A 21,798-nucleotide genomic window follows, 5' to 3' on the forward strand; every position below is an offset into this window, starting at 1 on the left:
TGAAGTATGAAGAACGTATTAATTATTTGTGCAGGTGGCATGTCATCTTCTTTATTAGCAAGAAAATCAACAGAATTTTTAAAGGAAAAAGGGGAAGAAATTCAAGTAGATGCTACTTCTACCAATGAAGGACAAAAAATGATTGATGAAGGAAGATACGATTTATTTTTAGTAAGTCCACAAACGAAGATGTACTATAAACAGCTTAAGGGTGCTGGTGACCGTGCTGGGAAACCTGTTGTAAATATCCCTCCGCAGGCATATGTACCAATTCCTATGGGAATCGAGAAGTTAGCGAATTTAATTTTAGAAGAGCTTCCAGAATAATAGGCTGTATATGTATAAAAAATTGATATTTATGTTTTAAGGGTTTGTTTTAAAAGAATAGCTCATCAGGAATAGCAGGATTAATTCATTAGACGGGGCAGGTTGTTTTCTATAAAGTGTTCCAATCAAGGTATATCCTCACTTGCATTAATAGCAAATGAGATTCATGAGTGAGAATAACATTTATTTTCCAGTCCTGTCTGATGAAAAATTAATTTATACCTGCTTCAACCAGAGGTAGAAGAAAGGAAGAATTGGATGGAACAAGATCAAATTCAAAACGTTGCTTTTAATATTATTTTGCATAGTGGCTCTTCCAGAACATTGATTCATAATGCCTTTGAATTAATGAGAAATAATGAATTTGAAAGTGCAGCAAGCAGACTGGAAGAAGCCAATGATGATTTGTTATCAGCACATCAAACGCAATCATCTTTATTACAGCAGTATTCTTCAGGGGAGGATGTCAATGTAGATATTATTATGGTTCATGCCCAAGACCATTTAATGACCACAATGACGCTGCGAGAGGTTGCTTTAGAAATGCTGTCGTTATATGAAAGAATTGCAAAAATAGATAAATGAGGGATTTGTATATGAAAACCAATGGAATGGAACTAGTAGAAAAAAATCGGAAAGAAACAAGTATTAAATCCATGTATTTTAATAGATATTTACTTGTCAGATATATAACTGCATTTTTTCTTTTCACAAATATATACTGGCTAATTTCATTGTTGATAAGTGATTCTTCACTTTATTTTATCCCATTAATTTTAATTATAACAATTGTTATCAGTATGGTAGAACAGATGAAAATATACAGTTCTCATACTAATCAAGCTAAATATACAAAATATAGTTTTGCTATTTTATTAAGCACAAATCTGCTATTGATTGTGCCAACATTATTCTCTGTGACATTCAATCAATTGTACCCCTTTTTAGTGGTACAGGAGGAGTCTAAAATACTTGTATTAGTCGTTTTAGGTATGGGGATATTGTTAAGTGCATTTGTGCTCTATCGTTTATATAACATTAAGTATAACAAGGATCAACATTTTAAGCGTATCAAAGAATATGAAGAAGCTATTAATTTATAATAGAAAGAGGGATTTCCATGGCAGAGTCAGAAGGAAAAGTATTTGCTTTTTTGGAAAAATATCTAATGGGCCCGATGGGTAAAGTGGCTTCCTGGCGTTTTGTTCGTGCTATAATGGCAGCAGGTATGGCTGCTATTCCGTTCGTCATTGTAGGTTCGATGTTTCTAGTTTTTAATATACTTCCTGAAACATTCCCATTTTTGCAAAGTTTTTTTGACAATACATTCTTTAGATTTGAAGCTTTGTATATGTTGGCGAATAAGACAACAATTGGTTTGTTAGCATTATATTTTGGTTTTACTATCGGGTATGAGTATACAAAAATATTTGCGGAAGAAGAAGAGTTGAATTTAAGTCCTTTAAATGGTGGTTTATTATCTATTTTCGCTTTATTTATGACAATTCCTCAGTTAGTCTGGGAAAATGGTGAAATGGCTCTTGTAAATATTATTAACGAGGATACCACGATCATAGGTGGATGGGAAATAATAGATGAAGGTCTTGCTCGTTTAGATGCTACAGGGGTCTTTTCAGCGATAATTATGGCAATTATAGCTGTGCAATTATACAGACTATGTGTAAAAAAGAATTGGATCATAAAAATGCCCGAACAAGTTCCGGAAGGTGTAAGCAGATCATTCACAGCTTTAATACCAGCATTTGTCACAGCTTTTGTTGTTCTTATCCTTAACGGTATTTTGGTTCTAATGGGGACAGATATATTTAAATTAATACAAATTCCATTTGGTTTTGTGACAAATTTAACCGGCAGCTGGATAGGTATGATGGTAATTACTTTCATCCTTCATACATTATGGATTGTAGGTATACATGGTTCAACGATTATAGGAGGACTCTTGACACCGATTTGGCTGAATAATATGCAAGCGAATATTGGTGGAGCAAACATTCCATATGCAGGTGAATTCCAAACAGCATTTATTCTTTTAGGAGGTGCTGGAGCGACTTTAGGTTTATGTGTATTTATGGCATTTCTAGCTAAATCGAAACAATTAAGCGTATTGGGCAAAACATCTCTTGTTCCGGGATTATTCAATATTAATGAACCAATTTTATTTGGATTACCGGTTATATATAACCCATTTATGGCTATTCCATTCTTTTTAGCACCAATGGTTGCTGCGTCTATCGGTTATTGGGCACTTAGCATAGGAATTGTTAATCCGATTGTTGCCTTGATGCCGTGGCCTACACCTCCAGGGGTAGGTGCATTCATTAGTACAGGGGACTTTATGGCTCTTGTTGTTGCACTAATCGGCTTAGTAGTTGCGTCTGTAATCTGGTATCCGTTCTTCAAAATGTATGATAAAAAATTAGTTGCACAAGAAAAAGGGGAAGATTCATTAATTTGATTTAGAATAACTAACTGATTTAATCAAAAAATGAACCAAGTTACAGAAAATAATTGATAGAAGATAAAAGTATGAGGCTCCTTTCATTAAGGGGCTTTTTTATTTTATATTCCTGTGTTGACTTCTATCCTATTATAATAAAATGGTTTATTCATTCTACATCCTACATAAAACGAGATTTAGTAAATTAAATTATTCGAAACTCAAAGTCAGCGTTATCAATGCGGTTAACTATCCAAACCTATAAATAAATCAAAATTTAAAGATAATTAAGAAGAAGCATGTCAGAAATCCTTGATAGAGCGAGCAAAAGGATTTAATATAAATATAACTTATTATAATCGTACACGTAAGCTGGTTGAAGAGAAGCAATTATCCCAGTGAACGGAGATGGATTATTCAGGAGGCTGAAAAAATGAAATGTAGTCCCAAATTAAGGTTATTTTCATTGAATTCCCATTATACCTTAGCAAAAGAGATCGCTGATATTTTAAATGTTCCTCTTGGGAAAAGCTCTGTAAAACACTTTAGTGATGATGAAATCCAAATCAATATTGAAGAAAGTGTCAGAGGATGTGAAGTATATCTGATTCAATCTACTTCTGAACCGGCAAATGAGCATATCATGGAACTATTGATTATGATTGATGCGATGAAAAGAGCTTCAGCTGAATCCATCAATGTGATCATTCCGTATTACGGTTATGCACGACAGGATCGGAAGGCGCGGGCCAGAGAGCCGATTACTGCCAAATTGATTGCTGATTTAATCGAAACAGCTGGGGCCTCCAGAATAATCACATTAGATCTGCACGCGCGGCAAATACAAGGTTTTTTCGATCTGCCGGTAGACCAGCTTATGGGAGTGCCTGTATTAGCGGAGTATTTTAAAAAGAAATTACCGACGGAAGAGGTTATTGTTGTTGCGCCGGATAATGGGGGCGTAGGTCGTGCCAGAAAGATGGCAACGATATTAGACGCGCCTATTGCGCTCATAGATAAACGGCGTCCCAAACCAAATGTGTCGCAGGTAATGAATGTCATTGGTGATGTTGCAGGGAAAAATGTCATCCTTATCGATGATTTGATTGATACTGCCGGAACGCTTATATCGGCTGCTGATGCGCTGGTTGGTAGAGGAGCGGAAGAAATATATGCTTGCTGTACACATCCTGTTTTATCGGGGACGGCAGTGGAGCGGATTGAATCCTCTATCATCAAGGAGCTGGTGATTACCAATTCGATTTATCTGCCAGAGGAGAAACAAATTAATAAAATCACATCCTTGACCATTGCGCCGTTATTAGCTGATGCCGTGCTGAGAGTTCATAACAATGCTTCTGTCAGTGTCCTGTTTGAATAAGTTTTTAGCATTTAGAAATACCTGTATTAATGACAAAAGGATTCAGTTTAGATACAACACCCCAAATGTGAGAGCAAGCAACTGACGTTTGGGGTATTTTTATATAGAGGGAGGTTCAAATCATGTTATCCAAATCTACACAAGAAAAATTGAATAATGAAATCAATCAAACCTGTGAAGAGCTAAAAATCCCCGGCATGGCACTAACTATTTATCAACACGGCAACAGCATTTATGAAAAATATTATGGATACAGAAACATGAAAGAAAGGCTTCCTATTACAAAGGATACAATATTCGGCCTGGCTTCCATCACCAAATCCCTGACATGTCTGATGGTTATGAAGCTGGAGGAAGAAGGCCGGCTGCATAGCAGTGATAAAGTAACCGAATGGCTTCCCAATTTGAAATTGCCAAGAGAGGATTACTTGAAACAGCTGGAGATTAGGCATTTTATGTCCCATACCAGCGGTTTACCGGGATTGCCCTCTATTCATCACGCCCGCATGAAAAGCATTAGGAAGGATCCGGATGGCGATTTTTTATTTGGAAAATGGCAGGGGGAGGATAACTCTGCCATTCAAACTGCGAATGAATTGATTGAACAAATAAGCAGGATGGACTTTGCATTGTCAGGTCCTCTAGGAACGGTGTTCAATTACTCTAATGAAGGATATGGGATGCTGCAAAAAATTATTGAATTGGCGAGCGGAATGACGTTTATCGATTATGTGGAGAGAAAATTATTTTCCCCGCTGCGGCTAAAGAACTCCTTTTTTTTGACTGAATCCATTATTAACAAAGAAAATGTAACGGAATTATATGCCTATCAAGAAAAGCAGTCAGGTATTTTTCATTCGCCAGCCTGGTGGGATGTAGGAGCTATTTACACGAACGGGTCCTGGAAGGCTTCGGCTGACGATGTAATGAAGTATGCAGAGCTGCTTCGGTTAAATGGCAGGATACAGGGGCAAAGTCTTATTTCAGAAGATAAACTTGAAAAAATGACTTCCTCCGCTTTTTCGTTACCTAATGGCGGTGATTACGGCTTCGGGATAGAAATAAATCCGATTGGGGAATACATCCGGTTTGGTCATGGCGGCAGTATAAAGGGAGTTTCCTCTAATTTTCAAATCATTAAGGAAAAAGGAATATCTGCTTCCATTTTAATCAATATGGCCGATGTCCCGGCTGAAAAGATATTGGTTTCTGCACTACATATTCTTTTAGGGATATCAGCGGAGAATCCTTTCAAGAAAGATGATGTGTTATCTGGAAAAACATTGAATTTAAACCTGTTTTCCGGCATGTATCAATCAGGAGAAGGGAATAAAGCTTCCATATCGATACAGGATGATTTGCTTTATTTGAATCGGAATGAACAAATAACATGCTTTTCCCCGATATCTGAAAATGATTTTATCGCGGAAACGGGAGAGCGGATTTATTTTGCAAAGAATGGAGATTGTGTACATTCGGTTCTTGTTGGAAAGAGGGTATTGGAAAAAGTGGAATGAGAATAGAGGAAAAAATCCCTTGGTTTTCATGAATGGACCGGAAACCAAGGGATTTTTTTCAGCTTATAGAAGATTGCTTCATATTAGAAATATCATTAAACACGCCGACATACTGTATTATTTCACCAACATTATTTTTAACTGGACTGATGGTAAGCAGCTCTTTATACACTTCTCCATTTTTTCGCTGATTTTGGATTTCTCCTTGCCAGAAGCCTTTGTTATTAATGGATTCCCACATGTCTTTATAAAATGCTTTATCATGCTTCCCAGAACTAATCACCTTAGGAGTTTTGCCAACGACTTCTTCTTGGTGATAGCCAGTAATTCTTGTGAAAGCAGGATTGACATGCTGAATGACTTTATTTTTATTCGTTATCATCATGCCCTCTGCAACGCCTTCAATGATTTTTCCTTCGATACTTACCCGGTCTTGATAATACATAAATATAACGATGATAAAGCTGACGATAGCAAACTCAGACATTAACATAAATGCAATCGCATGATGTCCAGTGAGGTTAGCTACACCTGTTAATAGTAATGGTGGAAAGAATCCGCCTAATCCGCCCATCGCAGAAACGATCCCATTGACGATACCAGCTTGTTTTGAAAAATATAAGGGAACTAATTTAAAGACTGTCCCATTTCCAATCCCTACGGTTACCGCAACGGCCAATGCACCAACGGTATACCACTCGATACCTGGTGAAAAGGATAATAAGATGCCTGAGAAAGCTACCCCAATGAATACAAACATTAAGATGATAAATGCATTGAATTTATCAGCCAATAAACCTCCAATTGGTCTTAATGCTGTAGCAATCACAATAAAGATAGCAGTTCGAATGCCGGCATCTACCGGTTCTAAACTGAAGTTATCTACTAAAAAGCTTGGCAGGAACATGGTAAAAGCAACAAAAGCACCAAATGTGATGAAATAAAATAGGCTCAGGAACCATAGGGTTGTGTTTTTATACACACCTTTGATTTGTTCCGCCATTGATTTCTTCACTTTTTCTTCTGAACGATCCCCAAAGATAAAAACAAGTGCGGCAAAAACAAGTAAGATAATCAGGAAGCTTCGGATGGTACCTTGCCATCCAATTGCCCCAGCGAGTACAGGTGCGCCAAAGGATGTAATTGCTGTACCAACGTTACCAATCCCATATACGCCATTGATAAAACCGTGTTTTTCCTTTGGGTAATATTTTGGAAGGGATGTCACTCCGATGGAGAAAACCGCTCCGCCTATCCCCAATAGTAAGCCGCCAATGACTAAATCTGTGAAAGAGTCGGCAATGCTTAAGAAGAAAACAGGGAATAGTAAAATCAAAAAGCTAATGAGAAAAATAATTCGTGCCCCAAAGCGATCGGCATAAAAACCAATTGGAATACGCAGTAAAGATCCTAAAATAACAGGGATGGCCGTAATAATAGATGCTTGACCGGATGTTAATGAAATATCCATTGTAATGTATGGCATGAGCGATGAAATCAGTACCCACACCATAAATCCGATAAATAGATTTGAAGTCTGTAAGATTAATTGTAATCCGGGTTTTTTCATTTTTATTCTCCTTCCATGATGAGGTAATTCTTTCATTTGTTTTTTTCGATGCTTCTATTTCTATTCATTTGATTACGTTGAAAATTTTAATCTTTCTTTCACAAATACGTAGTGAAATAAATCACATGATTTGTGTCATTTTTTTGAAGACAGAAAGAAGATTTTTTTGCTGGAACTTCTTTTTGGCAGTAATAGCAGTCTTTTTCAAACACTCAACAACAAGCAATATGCTATCCGTTTGAATCCATTTTAATTTCTGTCCTACGTGTGATGTTTTTCACAACGAGCCGAAATAAGAAATGATTTAATAGGTCATAGATTGATTAGCAATTCTATTAGGAGGGATTTAGATGGCGAAGAAACCATCTCCGCTTTGGCAAAGATTGAATTACTTAAAGCCGAAAGAGAAATATTCCAATAACCATAGTCAACTGCAAGAAGGAAACCGTGATTGGGAAAATGTTTATAGAAGAAGATGGCAGCATGACACCGTTATTCGTTCTACCCATGGGGTTAACTGCACGGGATCATGCAGCTGGAACATCTATGTAAAAGACGGCATCGTGACATGGGAAGGGCAAGCGTTGGATTATCCGACAACTGGCCCGGATATGCCAGAATTTGAACCTCGCGGCTGCCCTAGAGGAGCCAGTTTTTCGTGGTACATTTATAGCCCTTTACGTGTGAAATATCCTTATGTAAGAAAAAAATTACTTACGCTATGGAGAGAAGCATTGCAAACCCATGAAAATCCATTAGAAGCTTGGAAAAGCATTGTAGAGGATAAGGAAAAGGCAGCATCCTATAAACAAGCAAGAGGAAAAGGCGGCCTCGCCCGTGCTGATTGGGGAGAGGTAAACAAACTGGTTGCAGCTTCCTGCTTATATACTGCCATCAAATATGGTCCGGATCGAAATGTTGGATTTTCTCCGATTCCTGCCATGTCCATGATCAGTTATGCATCAGGTAGCCGCTTCATGCACCTTCTCGGTGGTCAAATGCTGAGTTTCTATGATTGGTATGCAGACTTACCGCCGGCATCCCCGCAGATTTGGGGAGATCAGACAGATGTGCCGGAAAGCTCTGACTGGTTTAATTCAAGCTATATTATTACCTGGGGTTCGAATGTTCCGTTAACTCGTACACCTGATGCACACTTTTTAGTGGAAGCAAGGTATAAAGGTACCAAGGTCATCTCGGTAAGTCCGGATTATGCAGAATCCACCAAATTCTCGGATGACTGGCTGTCGGTAAAACAAGGCACGGATGGCGCAGTTGCGATGGCAATGGGGCATGTTATTTTAAATGAATTTTATGATAAAAATAAAACGCCTTATTTTGAAGACTACGCGAAGCAATATACGGATTTTCCATTTTCCGTACGTTTGAAAAAGGAAAATGGAAGGTTTACAGCAAATCGCTTTTTACATGCAAAAGACCTTGGAATAGAATCAGAGAACAATGAATGGAAACCAGCGTTGTACAACGATCTTACCGGGGATTTTTCCATCCCGCATGGCACGATGGGATCTCGTTGGGACGAAAAAGGCAACTGGAATTTAAAACTATTTGATGAAAGAACCAACGAAAAAATTGAGCCGGTTTTAAGTTTTCTTGGCAGGGAAGATGAAGTTGTTTCTGTAGATATGCCGTACTTTGATGCAGAGACAAAGAAAGTACTTCCTCGTACCGTACCTGTAAAGCAAATCGAGATAGACGGTGAGACAGAATATATCGCAACGGTGTATGATTTAATGCTTGCCAACTACGGAATCGACCGCGGATTGGGAGGGGAGGCGGCTGCGTCCTACGATGAGATTGCGCCGTTTTCACCTGCATGGCAGGAACAGATTACCGGAGTGGACCGCAATTTAGTAATTAAAATTGCTCGTGAATTTGCTCAAAATGCCATTGATACAAATGGACGTTCCATGATTATCATGGGAGCCGGAATCAACCATTGGTACCATTCCGATACGATTTACAGAGCTGTTGTCAACCTTGTTCTGATGGTTGGAGCACAAGGAGTCAATGGCGGCGGCTGGGCACATTATGTCGGCCAGGAAAAATTACGTCCTGTAGAAGGCTGGACAACGGTCCAATCAGCAAAAGACTGGGGCGGACCAGCAAGATTGCAAAATGGTACTTCTTTCTTCTATTTTGCAACGGACCAATGGCGTTATGAAGAAACATCGATTAACGAGCTGGCAAGTCCAACGGTTGATAAGTCAAGATATGATCATCCGGCAGATTATAATGTATTGGCAGCACGTTTAGGCTGGCTGCCGTCGTACCCAACCTTTAATAAAAATGGGATTGATTTATACAACGAAGCATACGCAGCAGGAAATGAAACATCGGAACAAATTGGAAATTATGTCGCTAAGCAATTAAAGGATAAAAACTTGGAATTTGCGATTGAAGACCCGGATAATCCCGTAAACTTTCCGAGAAACTTATTTGTCTGGAGAGCGAACTTGATTTCCAGTTCTGGAAAAGGCCATGAATATTTCTTGAAGCATTTACTGGGTGCTTCCCATGGTGTACTCAATACGGATGAAGACAGTCTTCGCCCCGAGGAAATAAAATGGCGCGAAGAAGCTCCAGAAGGTAAAGTAGACCTTCTTATCAATTTGGATTTCCGTATGGCAGGAACCGCTTTGTATTCCGATGTTATTTTACCGGCATCTACCTGGTATGAAAAATATGATTTATCCAGTACGGATATGCACCCATTTGTGCATCCGTTCAATGCGGCTATTTCTTCTCCATGGGAAGCAAAATCAGACTGGGATATTTTTAAATCATTGGCAAAAGGCGTTTCCAATTTAGCGGAAGAAATCGATATGGATACGATGAAGGAAGTGGTTGCTACCCCGTTAAATCATGATACAAAAGCTGAAATGGCTCAGCCTTATGGAGAAATAAAGGATTGGTCCAAAGGGGAATGCGATCCAATTCCCGGAAAGACGATGCCGCAAATCCATGTGGTCGAACGGGATTATAAAAACCTTTATCATAAAATGACATCGCTCGGACCAAATATTGTTAATAAGCCTTATGGAGAAAAAGGAATTAACTGGTCCATGAAAGAGGAATATAATCTGGCGAAAAATACCTTTGGAACAATTGATAATGGATCCATTGCTGATGGTCATCCAGATATTACCGACGCGAAGGATGCTTGTGAAGCCATTTTAATGCTTTCTTCTACCACCAATGGAAAGGTCGCTGTAAAAGCATGGGAAGCATTAGAAGAGAAAACTAATCTCGAATTAAAGGATTTGGCGGAAGAGCGGGAAGAGGAGTTATTTACGTTTGAACAAATTAATGCTCAGCCGAAGACGGTTATTACTTCTCCTGCATTCAGCGGCTCGGAAAAGGGTGGAAGAAGATATTCTCCTTTTACGACGAATATTGAACGAATGATTCCATTTAGAACCATTACCGGTCGTCAATCTTACTTTGTTGATCACGAAACAATGAAGGAATTTGGAGAATCCTTTGCGATATTTAAACCAATTTTGAATCAAAAACCTTTCAGCTCAAAACGGCCGGAAGTAGAAGGAAAGGAAATTACGTTAAATTATTTAACGCCGCATAATAAATGGTCTATTCATAGTATGTACTTTGATGCTCAGCCGATGCTGACGCTGTTCCGTGGAGGGCCGACGATCTGGCTGAATAACGAGGATGCAGCAGAGGTTGATGTGGAGGACAATGATTGGATTGAATGCTTCAACCGTAATGGTGTTGTCGTTGGAAGAGCAGTTGTTTCTCACCGGATTCCGAGAACCATGGCATTTATGCACCATGCGCAAGATCGTCATATCCATACGCCGGGGACAAACTTAACAAAGAATCGCGGCGGTACGCACAATAGTCCAACGAGAATCCATGTAAAACCAACGCATATGATTGGCGGATATGGTCAATTAAGTTACGGATTCAATTATTATGGTCCAACAGGAAACCAGCGTGACTTAAATGTGGTTATACGAAAAATGAAGGAGGTGGATTGGCTTGAGGATTAAAGCGCAAGTCGGGATGGTCATGAACTTGGATAAATGTATTGGATGCCATACATGCAGTGTGACATGTAAAAATACATGGACGAATCGCCCAGGTGCTGAATATATGTACTTCAATAATGTAGAGACCAAACCAGGTATTGGTTATCCAAAACAATGGGAAGATCAGGAGAAATATAAAGGCGGCTGGGAGCTGCATAAGGGTGAATTACGTTTAAAATCAGGCTCCAAAACAAACCGATTAATGAACCTGTTTTATAACCCTCACCAACCAGAGCTGGATGATTATTATGAACCTTGGAACTATGATTATGAAACGTTGACCAACAGTCCGGAAAAAAATCATCAGCCGGTTGCCCGGGCAAAATCAGCAATCACTGGAGAATTTATGGATTTGGAATGGGGACCAAACTGGGAGGATGACCTGGCTGGAGGTCATATTACCGGACTCCGTGACCCAAACGTGGTGCAGATGGAAGAGTCCATTAAAACGGAATTTGAAGAAGTATTTATGATGTATCTCCCGCGTATTTGCGAACATTGCATTAATGCACCATGTGTATCTTCTTGTCCATCAGGTGCGATGTACAAACGAGATGAGGATGGCATCGTGCTTGTTGATCAAAATGCATGCCGTGCTTGGAGACACTGTACGACTTCCTGTCCGTATAAAAAAGTGTATTTTAACTGGCAGACCAATAAAGCAGAAAAATGCACGATGTGTTATCCAAGAATTGAAAATGGCCAGCCGACGATTTGTTCAGAGACTTGTGTCGGACGGATCCGTTATATCGGAATCATGCTGTATGACGTGGACCGAGTACTGGAAGCAGCTTCTGTGGAAGACGAAAAGGATTTATACCATGCACAACTGGATATTTTCCAGGATCCAAATGATCCTGAAGTAATTGAGCAAGCAAAAAAAGATGGTATTCCAATGGATTGGATTGAAGCAGCACAGAAATCACCGCTGTACAAAATGATTATTGATTGGAAAATTGCCTTACCATTGCATCCAGAATATAGAACCATGCCGATGGTTTGGTATGTACCGCCGCTTAGCCCGGTCATGAACATGATTGAAGGCAAAGGGAGTACCGCAGATACAGCGGACATTTTCCCGGCAATTGATGACATGCGTATTCCCATCGAATACCTTGCTAATTTGTTAACCGCTGGAGATACCGGTCATATTCGTAAGGTGCTTAAGAAAATGGCAGTAATGCGCAGCTATATGCGGGCTGAGCAAACTGGAAAGGACTTTGACAGTGATTTGATTACCGAACTTGGCTTAACAGAAAAAGCAATTAAAGAAATGTATCGTTTATTAGCGATTGCGAAATATGATGATCGATTTGTTATTCCTAGAAGCCATAGAGAAGAAGTTGCCGACCTTTATGAAGAACAGGGAGCATGCGGTTTGGACTTCGCAGGCGGACCAGGAAGCTGTGGTGTATTGCAATAAGAATATAGGATTGGTAAACAAGGCTTTGCCAATCCTGGTTTCAAATAAGGAGTGAAGACGATGAATCCATCAATCTATCAACTGATTTCTTTTCTTTTAACCTATCCAAATCAACAAATGAAAGAATTTTTGCCGGAAATAAGTGAGGAGATAGAAGAACTATCAACAGATGGTGTCAAAGAAAATCTGCAGCAGTTTATTCATGAGGTTGACCGTTTGTCGCTGGATGACTGGGTGGCGCATTATATTAACCATTTTGACTTCGGCAGGTTAACCAATCTTTATGTAACGTATTTGAAATTAGGGGAACAGCGGGAAAGAGGACTGGAATTATTAAAACTAAAAAAATATTATGAGGCACATGGGTTTGAGGTAACAGATAAGGAATTACCAGATTACTTACCGATCCTATTAGAATTTTGTGCCCATGTCCCGGTAGAAACAAGCAATGAGATACTAGATATGCATGGAAAAGCAATTGCTGAAATCCAAAAGAAATTACAGAAGGAAAATAGTTTTTATCATATCTTATTTGAGGCTCTTTTCATACAGATGGAGAGTCATGGACTACATGTCGTAACAGAAGACGCCATTTAGGAGGGAAACAGATGGACCTATTATTATGGGGCGTATTTCCTTATATTGTACTAACGATTTTTATTTTAGGACATATTTATCGCTATCAAAAGGATCAATTCGGCTGGACAACCAAATCAAGTGAATTTTTGGAGAAAAAACAGCTACGAGTTGGTTCGCTTTTATTTCACTGGGGGCTCCTATTCGTGTTTGGCGGGCATGTCCTTGGCTTGATTATTCCGGTGGGCTTCTATAATGCCTTAGGGATTACAGAGCATCAATACCATATGATTGCCATCGGTTTCGGAGTGCCTGCTGGTATCGCCGCATTTGCAGGAATCCTTCTGTTAACCTATCGAAGGATTAGTGTAAAACGAATCAAAGCGACCACTTCTCCCGGTGATTGGGCAGCTTTAATTTTTGTTCTTTTAGCACTCCTGTCCGGTTTGATAGCAACTTCATTCAATGTAGATGCTCAGGGTTTTGATTATCGAACAACCATTGCGCCATGGTTAAGAGGATTATTTATTTTTAACCTGCAGCCAGAGCTGATGCAATCCGTCCCAATTTGGTTTAAGATACACATCTACTGTACATTCGCATTATATGTTATCTGGCCATTTACCAGATTGGTGCACGCTTTTAGCTTCCCATTACGCTATTTACGCAGAAGCTATGTTATTTACAAAAAACGTGTGCCAAGGAATACAACCAAAGAGAGCTTTTAAACATGCTCTCTTTTTGACTATTAATTTATATCAATGAGAATATGATTAACCATGTTGTCGGATTAACCTGACAACTTTGACGTAGTTACTCATCTTACAAAAAAGTCAATAATAAATTTAGGTGGTGAGTGTTTATGACGACAAATGTGGAATTTCCTTTATCTGTTTATCAAGAATTAAAGGAAGACATTATTAATGGAAAGCTAGATGAAGTGAAAGAATCGGTCAAAGTATTAGAAAGTCGGCTGGGAGGTAAAGAATTCTCCGTAACAGAGGAGTTCTTTGTCCGAAGTGTTTTGGGAAAGTATTATCGTAAAGTGAAAAATTACGACAAATCTGGAGAGTACAGCCGCAGTGCTATTCGCCTTTCCAAAAATATCGGGAAAGATTATTTAGAAGAGGTTATTGATACGTACCTGGATTATGCTCATTTAGAAATAGAATATGGCCAGGAGTCCAATGGAAGAATAGAGCTTGCAAAATTATTGGCTCTTCTGGATACAAATCATTATCAGGATGCGTACACATATGGTGTGATTTACAGCAGTTTAGCCAAAGTATCCTTACATGAAGAAAATATAGAAAGCGGTATGAAACAGTATGAGAAAGCATTGCATTATTACAGTGAGGCGCTGCCTGAAACACACCCCGTTCTAATTTCTGCTAAATACACATTATCTGATGTATTGGTGCAGATTGAAAATTATGCGGAAGCCCTGGAGCTGCATCAGCAAATCTGGAATACTCATAAGAAGGAAAAAGATCAGCTTTCCGAAGCGAGAGAACTCTTAAAAATTGGTGAAATAAACTTTTATATCGATTTAAAAGAAGCAAGAAAAGTGATAACGAAATCAATCAAAACGCTTGCGTCGTTACCAGAGGAATTTCCTTTAGACATAGCTAAAGCTGTGTTGATGCTAGCTGAAATTGATGAAAATATGGGGAACTTCCCTAGAGCAATCAATTATTATAAACAAGCGCTGGGGCAGTTAATAAAGATTTATGAGAAAAATCATTTTATGATTGTCTATATTTATTCAAAAATTGGAACCATCTCTATTCGGACGTTTAAAATTAGCCAGGCAAAAGAATATTTAGAAGAAGGATTAATGTTATCTCATCCCTTTCCAAAAATTCGTATGCAATTTCTATATGCATTAGGAAAAATTTATTCGGATGAGAAAAGCTATGACAAAGCGGAAGCGGTTTTTGCATCGTTTTTAGAAAATTTGGAGAAGGAAGACCGTAAAAATTCGATGGCGTATGGAAATACACTGCAAGCGCTTGGGTTTAACTATATCGACCAAAATCAAATTGAAAAAGCTTTTGAACTGTACGAAGAAGCCTTGGCCACCTACGATAACATTTCCAATTGCAAAGAGGAAAAGGGCCTGACTCTCATTCGGCTGGGATACTGTTATGAAAATAGGAAAGAACCTAATCGAAAGAAAGCGGAACAATGCTATGAAAAAGGGTTTAAACAAATCGAAAAAACGCCTAATAAAGAACTGCTGGAAGAAGCATTAGCCGGTATCATTGACTTCTACAGCAGAAATGACCAGCCAGAGAAAAGAAAAATATATGAAGAAAAATTTGTACAGCTGACGAATAAGAACCAATAGCTTCATCTATTGAAAAAATAAATATGTACAAATATACACGTGAGTGATGTTTTTCACAACCTATCCCGGTCGAATCATGTAAACTTGCCCTATGATAGATAAAAGGAGGGAGCCAACGTGTCCGTTATAACAGATAAATTGGGCCGCCCGCTGAAGGATCTTCGGATTTCCGTAATCGATCGTTGTAATTTTAGATGTACGTATTGTATGCCGAAAGAGATTTTTGGCAAGGATTTTGTCTTTATGCCAAGAGAGCAGCTATTAAGCTTTGAGGAAATCGAACGCATAGCCAAAATCTATGTCGGTTTGGGTGTTCGAAAAATAAGATTAACTGGGGGAGAGCCTCTTTTACGAAGAGATTTACCCAATTTAATAAAAAAATTAACAGAAATTGATGGGTTAGAAGATATCGGTTTAACGACAAATGGTTCGTTATTGGGACATATGGCAGAGAGGTTAAAAGAAGCCGGTCTTCAGCGTGTCAATGTCAGTTTAGATGCATTAGATGAAGAATTATTTCAATCAATAAATGATAGTGGGGTCAAACCGGAGCGTGTCCTAAAAGGAATCGGGAAAGCGAAAGAAGCAGGTCTGGAAGTGAAAGTGAATATGGTCGTAAAAAAAGGAATGAATGATAAAGAAATCATTCCGATGGCCGCCTATTTTAAAGAGCAGGGAATTGCGTTGAGATATATCGAATTTATGGATGTCGGCCAGTCAAACGGCTGGGATTTTAGCAAGGTCATCACAAAGAAACAAATCTTCGAGGAACTAAGGCAACATTTTGATCTGGAGCCTGTGGAACCGGCATACCTCGGTGAAGTTGCCCAGCGCTACCGTTACCGGGGCACGAGTGCAGAGGTTGGATTTATCACTTCCGTGTCAGAATCCTTCTGTTCCACTTGTACAAGGGCAAGGATTGCTGCAGATGGGAAAATGTATACCTGTTTGTTTGCGGAGAAAGGTATTGATTTCAGAGAAATGCTGCGTTCCGGTATGTGTGATGAAGAAATCAAAGATGAAGTTGTACACATATGGAATCATCGGGCAGATCGCTATTCTGATGAACGAACTGAAGAATCTGCAAAAAACAGAAGTAAAATTGAAATGTCTTACATTGGCGGTTAAAGGACAGTGATAGAGATGGAGCGATATTCCCGGCAAATGTTATTTATGCCTATTGGGGAAGAGGGGCAAAGAAAAATCACGGAGAAGCGTGTACTGATTATTGGGTGCGGGGCACTTGGTTCAGCAAATGCTGAAAACCTGGCCCGGGCAGGCATCGGGCAGATGGTACTTGTTGATCGGGATTATGTGGAATGGAGTAATCTTCAAAGGCAGCAGCTCTATACGGAAGCGGATGTGGAAAATCAAATCCCAAAAGCTGTTGCAGCTAAAGCAAGATTACATGAAATCAATTCAGAGGTGGAGATAGGAGCCTATGTGATGGATGCTGATGCAATCACTTTACAGCCCTTATTACGAGGAATCGATTTAGTTATGGATGCTACAGATAATTTTGATACCCGTTTTATGCTAAATGATTTATTGCAGAAAGCTTCGATACCATGGATATTTGGGTCCTGTGTTGGCAGTACGGGAATGAGCTACACTATTTTTCCAAATGAATCTCCTTGTCTCCGTTGTTTGCTCGATGCCATTCCTGTCAACGGTGCAACCTGTGATTCTGCAGGAATTATTTCATCAGCTGTACAGATGGTGGCCGCCCATCAAACGACAGAAGCGTTGAAAATTCTAGTAGAGGATCAAGCGGCTCTCCGTACGTCCCTTCTCAGCTTTGATTTATGGAATAATCAGTATCATACCATGAAAGTGGAGCGGGCGAAGAAACAGACTTGTCCTTCATGCGGGGAGAATCCAAGCTATCCATCGTTAAATTATCAATGCCGTACAAAATCAGAGGTACTCTGCGGCAGAAATACCGTTCAAATCAGAGCCACCCAAGCGCCTGATTTTCAAATATTGAAGAAACGGTTAAAAAGAATGGGAGCTGTAAAAGCCAATGATTTTTTAATATCCGTGGAATACGAGTCCTATCGTCTGGTTTTCTTTCAAGATGGAAGAACCCTGATTCATGGAACGAATTCAATCGAAAAGGCCAAAAGCATTTATTATCAACTAGCAGGATGAAGGTGAATCACTATGGTAGAAAGAAGAAAACCGATTAACGTAAAGGAAGCCATCACACGTACGATGCATTTTGCAAAGGCGGGAAGCGTCGAATACATTCCAATCGAAGAAAGCTATGGCCGTTTTCTGGGAGAAGATTTAATTGCTGACCACCATGTGCCGCCATTCGACCGTTCTCCCTATGATGGTTTTGCGATACGTTCAGCAGATACGGATCATACATCCCGTAATCATCCGGTTGAACTGGAGGTAGCAGGAAAAATTGGTGCAGGGAGTGTCTTTGAACGTCCGGTAACAGCAGGAGAAGCAGTTCGGATTATGACGGGGGCCCAGATTCCTAATGGCTGTGATGCGGTCGTAATGCTTGAAGAGGTAAACGAGATAGAAAGAAACGGAAAAAAATATATCCAGATAAAAAGAAATATCAAAGCAGGAACCAACATTTCCTTTATGGGGGAGGACACTCAAAAAGAAAGCATACTTACCCAAAAAGGAACCTATATCACACCTGGAATTGTAGCATTGCTTGCAACATTTGGTTATAAAAAAGTACCAGCCGCAAAAAGGCCTAAGATTGGAGTGATTGCAACTGGCAGTGAATTATTAGAGGTAGATGAAGCTCTGGAGCCGGGAAAAATTCGGAACAGCAATGCCTATATGATTCAATCGCAAATTACTCGTGCAGGTGGAGAAGCACTGTACTTTGGACAGTTTAGTGATGATTTTGACATGTGCTATAACCAAGTGAAGGATGCTATCGTCAAGGTGGATATGCTGATCACTACTGGCGGAGTGTCTGTTGGTGATTATGATTATTTACCAGCTATTTATGCCAAGCTTGGGTGCAATGTTTTATTTAATAAAATCAAAATGAGACCCGGCAGTGTGACAACAGTAGCTGAAAAGGGCGGGAAATTATTATACGGCCTATCCGGCAACCCATCCGCATGCTATGTCGGTTTTGAACTGTATACCCGGCCCGCTATCCGGACATATTTGCATAGCAGCCACCCATTTTTAAAGAAAGAAACAGCAAAGCTTGGAGCGGATTTTCTGAAATCCAATCCATTTGATCGTTTTGTAAGAGGATATGTAAGCTATCAGCACGGTTGTTTAGTCGCCACACCAGTTGGGCTGGATAAGTCAAATGTTGTTTCCTCTTTAGCGGAAGCCAATATTCTCATTCTGCTTCCGGGAGGGACCAGAGGCTATGAAGCCGGAATGGATGTATCCGTCATTTTATTAGAAGATCAGGAAGGAATAACGATGGAACCATTTTTGGATAAGGATATCGATTCCAGAAAGGATCAGAGAAACGATGGTTGATTCATTATACGAGATTGTTGAGGAGCCGATAGAAGTAAATGAAATCATCAAGAAAGTAGAGCGCAGAGAAGCGGGAGCAATCAATACTTTCATTGGTACTGTGCGCGAGTGGACAAACGGGAAACGTACCATGTATTTAAAATATCAGGCATATCAACCGATGGCTGTAAAAATGCTGCAAAAAATTGGAGCAGAGATTGAAAAGAAATGGCCAAACTCAAAAGCTGCTATTACACATCGAATTGGCGAGTTGGATATTTCAGATATCGCTGTGGTTATCTGTGTTTCCTCTCCACATCGAAAGGCAGCCTATGAAGCAAATGAATATGCGATAGAAAGAATTAAACAAATGGTGCCTATTTGGAAAAAAGAACATTGGGAGGACGGAGAGACCTGGGTAGGAGACCAATTAGAAAAGGTTGCTTATCCGGAAGGAAGTCCAGATGTAAAGGATGTGAAGAAATGATTCGTATTTTACTTTTTGCAGACTTACAGGAAAAAATGGGAAAAGATAGTTTAGCGTATGAATGTGATTCCATAACGATTAAAGCATTAAAAGAGCAGCTTAAAACGGCATTTGGATTATTCGAAATCGATCACGTCATGACGGCAGTAAACGAGGAATATGCAATGGAGGATGATATCGTGAAATCTGGAGATACTGTTGTTTTCATCCCGCCAGTCAGTGGTGGGTAAATGGATATTATTCAGGTTGTGGGGTATAAAAACAGCGGGAAAACATCGCTTGCATGCAAATTAATCGAACATGCAGCTAAAAAAGGATTCCGTACTGCCTCTTTAAAGCATCATGGTCATGGCGGTGTTCCAGAGGGAATATCCGATACAGACAGTGAAAAACATAAACAAGCAGGATCGCTTATTTCAGGAGTGGAAGGAGACGGTGTATTTCAGCTGTCTAAGGAAAATTGGACATTGGATGAAATGATTCAAATTTATGAATGGATGCAAATAAATTTATTGATTATAGAGGGATTTAAAGCATACTCCTTTCCAAAGGTGGTACTCATAAGCGATGAAAAAGATCTTGAACTATTAGATAAAGTGGAAAACGTAAAAGCTATCATCGCTCGAGTAGCCCTTGAAAAAAATGCTTATCCATTTCCAGTTTTTCAGCAACATGATTATAACGGAATTTGTAAGTGGTTAGAGGAACAGTTAAAAAAGAAAGCATAAATAGTGCACCAGCTAATTGATATTGCATATTTCAATTGGGCAGTTTTCACAGCCAATTTGGTCTCGTAAATAATCGATGTCTTTGATAAAAATACGGCCAGTTTTATCCATAGATATAATATCACGTTTTCTTAAATCGACGAGCATCCGGTTAACGCTTTCCCGGGTCGCAGCACAAAACTTAGCTAATTCTTGATTGGTGAGGACCAAATCGATTAGTATGCCATCTTTTTTGTTTATGCCGTAACTATTCGAAAGACGGATGATGGTTGAATATAATGCACCTTTTTTTCCGTTCAACAATAAATCTCTAATTTTGGATTGGTATTTACGCATATGGCTGCTCGTCCATTTTAAATATTCAAATGTTAAATGCGGGTTTGACATTAATGCTTTTTCTAATTGATCTTTTTGAATAACTAATACTTCGCCGCTATCAATAATTTTAGCACTCAGCATATATCTGGAATCATCACTAAAAATTGTTAACTCGCCAATAATGTCCTGCTGTTTGCAAATACGAAGAATCATTTCTTTCCCGTCCGCTGTTAATTTGGAAACTTGGACCAGTCCGGATTTAATAATAAATATTTGTTCTGATTCTGTGCCTTCATGAAAGAGATACATGTGTTTTTCCATACTTTTTACCGTGCCGATTGAATGTAAAACTGCTCTAAGCTCTTCTGAGATACTGTCTTTTCCCGTTTTTGATTGTAATAACGCGCTTGTTTGCATAGCAATCAACTCCTTTATGGATGTAACATCTTATTTCTATTTTAACACTCGTATCTTTTTAGTTGGTTTTCTTTCCTTTACGAATTTGTGAAATTTACCACAAGGAGGTGCATTGTATGGGAAACATAGCTGGTCTCCTGCTGGCAGGGGGGCAATCGAGAAGGTTTGGCAGTCCAAAGGCTTTTCTTCGGATGGATGAGAAATACTTCTATCAGTATTCTGTCGATTCATTGAGGGAAATCACGGTCTCCATTGTGATGATAACCAATACAGAACTGAAAGCATTATTCGATGAGGAAGCAGATGATTTAGCAATCATAACAGATAACGAGTATTTTAAAGGAGCAGGTCCGCTAGCTGGGATGTATACGGGAATGGAATATCTGTCAGCAGATTGGTATATAACGGCACCAATCGATGTGCCGTTTATAAATACGGCTATTTTCCATACGTTATTATCCTATGAAAAAGAGAATATCGATGCGGTCGTGCCAGTAGTTTCAGGGGAAATCCAACCGCTTATTTCTATTTATCATCATAGTGTAAAAGAAGTTATTTTGGAGCAGCTTCAAAAAGAAATATTATCCGTTCATCGATTACTGGAGAATTTAAACGTAAGATACATCCCGATGAAAGAGGAAAAATGCTTTTATAATATTAATCTGCGGGAGGATTATTATAAGTGGATTGCTGGTCCAAAAAATGAAAATAATTAGA

20 protein-coding genes are annotated in these 21,798 nt (G+C 39.2%); 18 read left to right on the forward strand and 2 right to left on the reverse strand.

The window, feature by feature from the left end; translation table 11 throughout:
• Window positions 1-6: 6 nt before the first annotated feature.
• The 6 genes from BN997_RS03740 (at window position 7) to BN997_RS03765 (ending at window position 5,683) form a co-directional block, all read left to right on the forward strand.
• Window positions 7-327 (forward strand): PTS cellobiose transporter subunit IIB, encoded by a 321-nt coding sequence (locus BN997_RS03740; protein WP_042529783.1) that lies wholly within the window; start codon window positions 7-9, stop codon window positions 325-327.
• A gap of 258 nt (window positions 328-585) precedes the next feature.
• Window positions 586-912, forward strand: a complete 327-nt coding sequence (locus tag BN997_RS03745) for a PTS cellobiose transporter subunit IIA (protein ID WP_042529784.1) — start codon at window positions 586-588, stop codon at window positions 910-912.
• An 11-nt stretch (window positions 913-923) separates the two neighbouring features.
• Window positions 924-1,430: a hypothetical protein gene (locus tag BN997_RS03750; RefSeq protein WP_042529786.1), complete on the forward strand. Its 507-nt coding sequence runs from the start codon at window positions 924-926 to the stop codon at window positions 1,428-1,430.
• A gap of 17 nt (window positions 1,431-1,447) precedes the next feature.
• Window positions 1,448-2,803 (forward strand): PTS cellobiose transporter subunit IIC, encoded by a 1,356-nt coding sequence (celB, locus tag BN997_RS03755; protein WP_042529788.1) that lies wholly within the window; start codon window positions 1,448-1,450, stop codon window positions 2,801-2,803.
• Window positions 2,804-3,218: 415 nt separating this feature from the next.
• Complete coding sequence (locus tag BN997_RS03760) at window positions 3,219-4,166, forward strand: ribose-phosphate diphosphokinase (RefSeq protein WP_042529790.1); 948 nt, start codon at window positions 3,219-3,221, stop codon at window positions 4,164-4,166.
• A 122-nt stretch (window positions 4,167-4,288) separates the two neighbouring features.
• Window positions 4,289-5,683, forward strand: coding sequence for a serine hydrolase domain-containing protein (locus BN997_RS03765; protein WP_042529792.1), 1,395 nt, complete (start codon window positions 4,289-4,291; stop codon window positions 5,681-5,683).
• Between the two features lie 58 nt (window positions 5,684-5,741).
• Here the strand turns inward: BN997_RS03765 and BN997_RS03770 are convergent, their stop codons facing one another.
• A complete protein-coding gene (locus BN997_RS03770) occupies window positions 5,742-7,253 on the reverse strand; it encodes a nitrate/nitrite transporter (protein ID WP_042529794.1) in 1,512 nt (503 codons plus the stop codon).
• A gap of 350 nt (window positions 7,254-7,603) precedes the next feature.
• Between BN997_RS03770 and BN997_RS03775 the strand changes: the two genes are divergently transcribed.
• The 11 genes from BN997_RS03775 (at window position 7,604) to mobB (ending at window position 20,346) form a co-directional block, all read left to right on the forward strand.
• On the forward strand, window positions 7,604-11,287 hold the full coding sequence (locus tag BN997_RS03775) for a nitrate reductase subunit alpha (protein WP_042529797.1): 3,684 nt from the start codon (window positions 7,604-7,606) through the stop codon (window positions 11,285-11,287).
• Entirely contained in the window at window positions 11,277-12,749 is a 1,473-nt protein-coding gene (gene narH, locus BN997_RS03780; protein WP_042529798.1) for a nitrate reductase subunit beta, read from the forward strand. Before BN997_RS03775 ends, narH begins: the two co-directional genes overlap by 11 nt.
• A 60-nt stretch (window positions 12,750-12,809) precedes the next feature.
• The gene (narJ, locus tag BN997_RS03785) at window positions 12,810-13,346 is read left to right on the forward strand and encodes a nitrate reductase molybdenum cofactor assembly chaperone (protein WP_042529800.1); all 537 of its coding nucleotides are present in this window, start codon (window positions 12,810-12,812) and stop codon (window positions 13,344-13,346) included.
• Window positions 13,347-13,357: 11 nt separating this feature from the next.
• Window positions 13,358-14,053, forward strand: a complete 696-nt coding sequence (gene narI / locus BN997_RS03790) for a respiratory nitrate reductase subunit gamma (RefSeq protein WP_042529802.1) — start codon at window positions 13,358-13,360, stop codon at window positions 14,051-14,053.
• 134 nt (window positions 14,054-14,187) lie between these two features.
• Window positions 14,188-15,675, forward strand: a complete 1,488-nt coding sequence (locus BN997_RS03795) for a tetratricopeptide repeat protein (RefSeq protein WP_042529804.1) — start codon at window positions 14,188-14,190, stop codon at window positions 15,673-15,675.
• A 117-nt stretch (window positions 15,676-15,792) separates the two neighbouring features.
• The gene (moaA, locus tag BN997_RS03800; RefSeq protein ID WP_042529805.1) at window positions 15,793-16,803 is read left to right on the forward strand and encodes a GTP 3',8-cyclase MoaA; all 1,011 of its coding nucleotides are present in this window, start codon (window positions 15,793-15,795) and stop codon (window positions 16,801-16,803) included.
• A 15-nt stretch (window positions 16,804-16,818) separates the two neighbouring features.
• A complete protein-coding gene (locus BN997_RS03805; protein WP_042535738.1) occupies window positions 16,819-17,826 on the forward strand; it encodes a MoeB/ThiF family adenylyltransferase in 1,008 nt (335 codons plus the stop codon).
• Between the two features lie 12 nt (window positions 17,827-17,838).
• On the forward strand, window positions 17,839-19,152 hold the full coding sequence (glp, locus tag BN997_RS03810) for a molybdopterin molybdotransferase MoeA (protein WP_042529807.1): 1,314 nt from the start codon (window positions 17,839-17,841) through the stop codon (window positions 19,150-19,152).
• Window positions 19,145-19,618 (forward strand): molybdenum cofactor biosynthesis protein MoaE, encoded by a 474-nt coding sequence (locus BN997_RS03815; RefSeq protein WP_042529809.1) that lies wholly within the window; start codon window positions 19,145-19,147, stop codon window positions 19,616-19,618. Before glp ends, BN997_RS03815 begins: the two co-directional genes overlap by 8 nt.
• Entirely contained in the window at window positions 19,615-19,848 is a 234-nt protein-coding gene (moaD, locus tag BN997_RS03820; RefSeq protein ID WP_042529811.1) for a molybdopterin converting factor subunit 1, read from the forward strand. Before BN997_RS03815 ends, moaD begins: the two co-directional genes overlap by 4 nt.
• The gene (gene mobB, locus BN997_RS03825; RefSeq protein ID WP_042529813.1) at window positions 19,849-20,346 is read left to right on the forward strand and encodes a molybdopterin-guanine dinucleotide biosynthesis protein B; all 498 of its coding nucleotides are present in this window, start codon (window positions 19,849-19,851) and stop codon (window positions 20,344-20,346) included. It begins immediately after the preceding gene.
• Window positions 20,347-20,358: 12 nt separating this feature from the next.
• Here mobB and BN997_RS03830 read toward each other — a convergent pair whose 3' ends face one another.
• Entirely contained in the window at window positions 20,359-21,081 is a 723-nt protein-coding gene (locus tag BN997_RS03830; RefSeq protein ID WP_042529815.1) for a Crp/Fnr family transcriptional regulator, read from the reverse strand.
• Window positions 21,082-21,197: 116 nt separating this feature from the next.
• Here BN997_RS03830 and BN997_RS03835 point away from each other — a divergent pair, with 116 nt between their 5' ends.
• Window positions 21,198-21,797 (forward strand): molybdenum cofactor guanylyltransferase, encoded by a 600-nt coding sequence (locus tag BN997_RS03835; RefSeq protein WP_042529817.1) that lies wholly within the window; start codon window positions 21,198-21,200, stop codon window positions 21,795-21,797.
• Window position 21,798 lies beyond the last annotated feature (1 nt).

It is taken from the genome of Oceanobacillus oncorhynchi (assembly GCF_000821065.1).
Classification (GTDB): Bacteria; Bacillota; Bacilli; order Bacillales; family Amphibacillaceae; genus Oceanobacillus; species Oceanobacillus oncorhynchi.

Coding starts and splice junctions, on each gene's coding strand:
- BN997_RS03815 (WP_042529809.1), top strand. CDS start 19,145: ATGGTTGATTCATTATACGAGATTGTTGAGGAGCCGATAGAAGTAAAT.
- narJ (WP_042529800.1), top strand. CDS start 12,810: ATGAATCCATCAATCTATCAACTGATTTCTTTTCTTTTAACCTATCCA.
- BN997_RS03750 (WP_042529786.1), top strand. CDS start 924: ATGAAAACCAATGGAATGGAACTAGTAGAAAAAAATCGGAAAGAAACA.
- mobB (WP_042529813.1), top strand. CDS start 19,849: ATGGATATTATTCAGGTTGTGGGGTATAAAAACAGCGGGAAAACATCG.
- celB (WP_042529788.1), top strand. CDS start 1,448: ATGGCAGAGTCAGAAGGAAAAGTATTTGCTTTTTTGGAAAAATATCTA.
- BN997_RS03835 (WP_042529817.1), top strand. CDS start 21,198: ATGGGAAACATAGCTGGTCTCCTGCTGGCAGGGGGGCAATCGAGAAGG.
- BN997_RS03770 (WP_042529794.1), bottom strand. CDS start 7,253: ATGAAAAAACCCGGATTACAATTAATCTTACAGACTTCAAATCTATTT.
- BN997_RS03775 (WP_042529797.1), top strand. CDS start 7,604: ATGGCGAAGAAACCATCTCCGCTTTGGCAAAGATTGAATTACTTAAAG.
- BN997_RS03795 (WP_042529804.1), top strand. CDS start 14,188: ATGACGACAAATGTGGAATTTCCTTTATCTGTTTATCAAGAATTAAAG.
- moaD (WP_042529811.1), top strand. CDS start 19,615: ATGATTCGTATTTTACTTTTTGCAGACTTACAGGAAAAAATGGGAAAA.
- BN997_RS03740 (WP_042529783.1), top strand. CDS start 7: ATGAAGAACGTATTAATTATTTGTGCAGGTGGCATGTCATCTTCTTTA.
- BN997_RS03765 (WP_042529792.1), top strand. CDS start 4,289: ATGTTATCCAAATCTACACAAGAAAAATTGAATAATGAAATCAATCAA.
- BN997_RS03830 (WP_042529815.1), bottom strand. CDS start 21,081: ATGCAAACAAGCGCGTTATTACAATCAAAAACGGGAAAAGACAGTATC.
- narI (WP_042529802.1), top strand. CDS start 13,358: ATGGACCTATTATTATGGGGCGTATTTCCTTATATTGTACTAACGATT.
- glp (WP_042529807.1), top strand. CDS start 17,839: ATGGTAGAAAGAAGAAAACCGATTAACGTAAAGGAAGCCATCACACGT.
- BN997_RS03760 (WP_042529790.1), top strand. CDS start 3,219: ATGAAATGTAGTCCCAAATTAAGGTTATTTTCATTGAATTCCCATTAT.
- BN997_RS03745 (WP_042529784.1), top strand. CDS start 586: ATGGAACAAGATCAAATTCAAAACGTTGCTTTTAATATTATTTTGCAT.
- BN997_RS03805 (WP_042535738.1), top strand. CDS start 16,819: ATGGAGCGATATTCCCGGCAAATGTTATTTATGCCTATTGGGGAAGAG.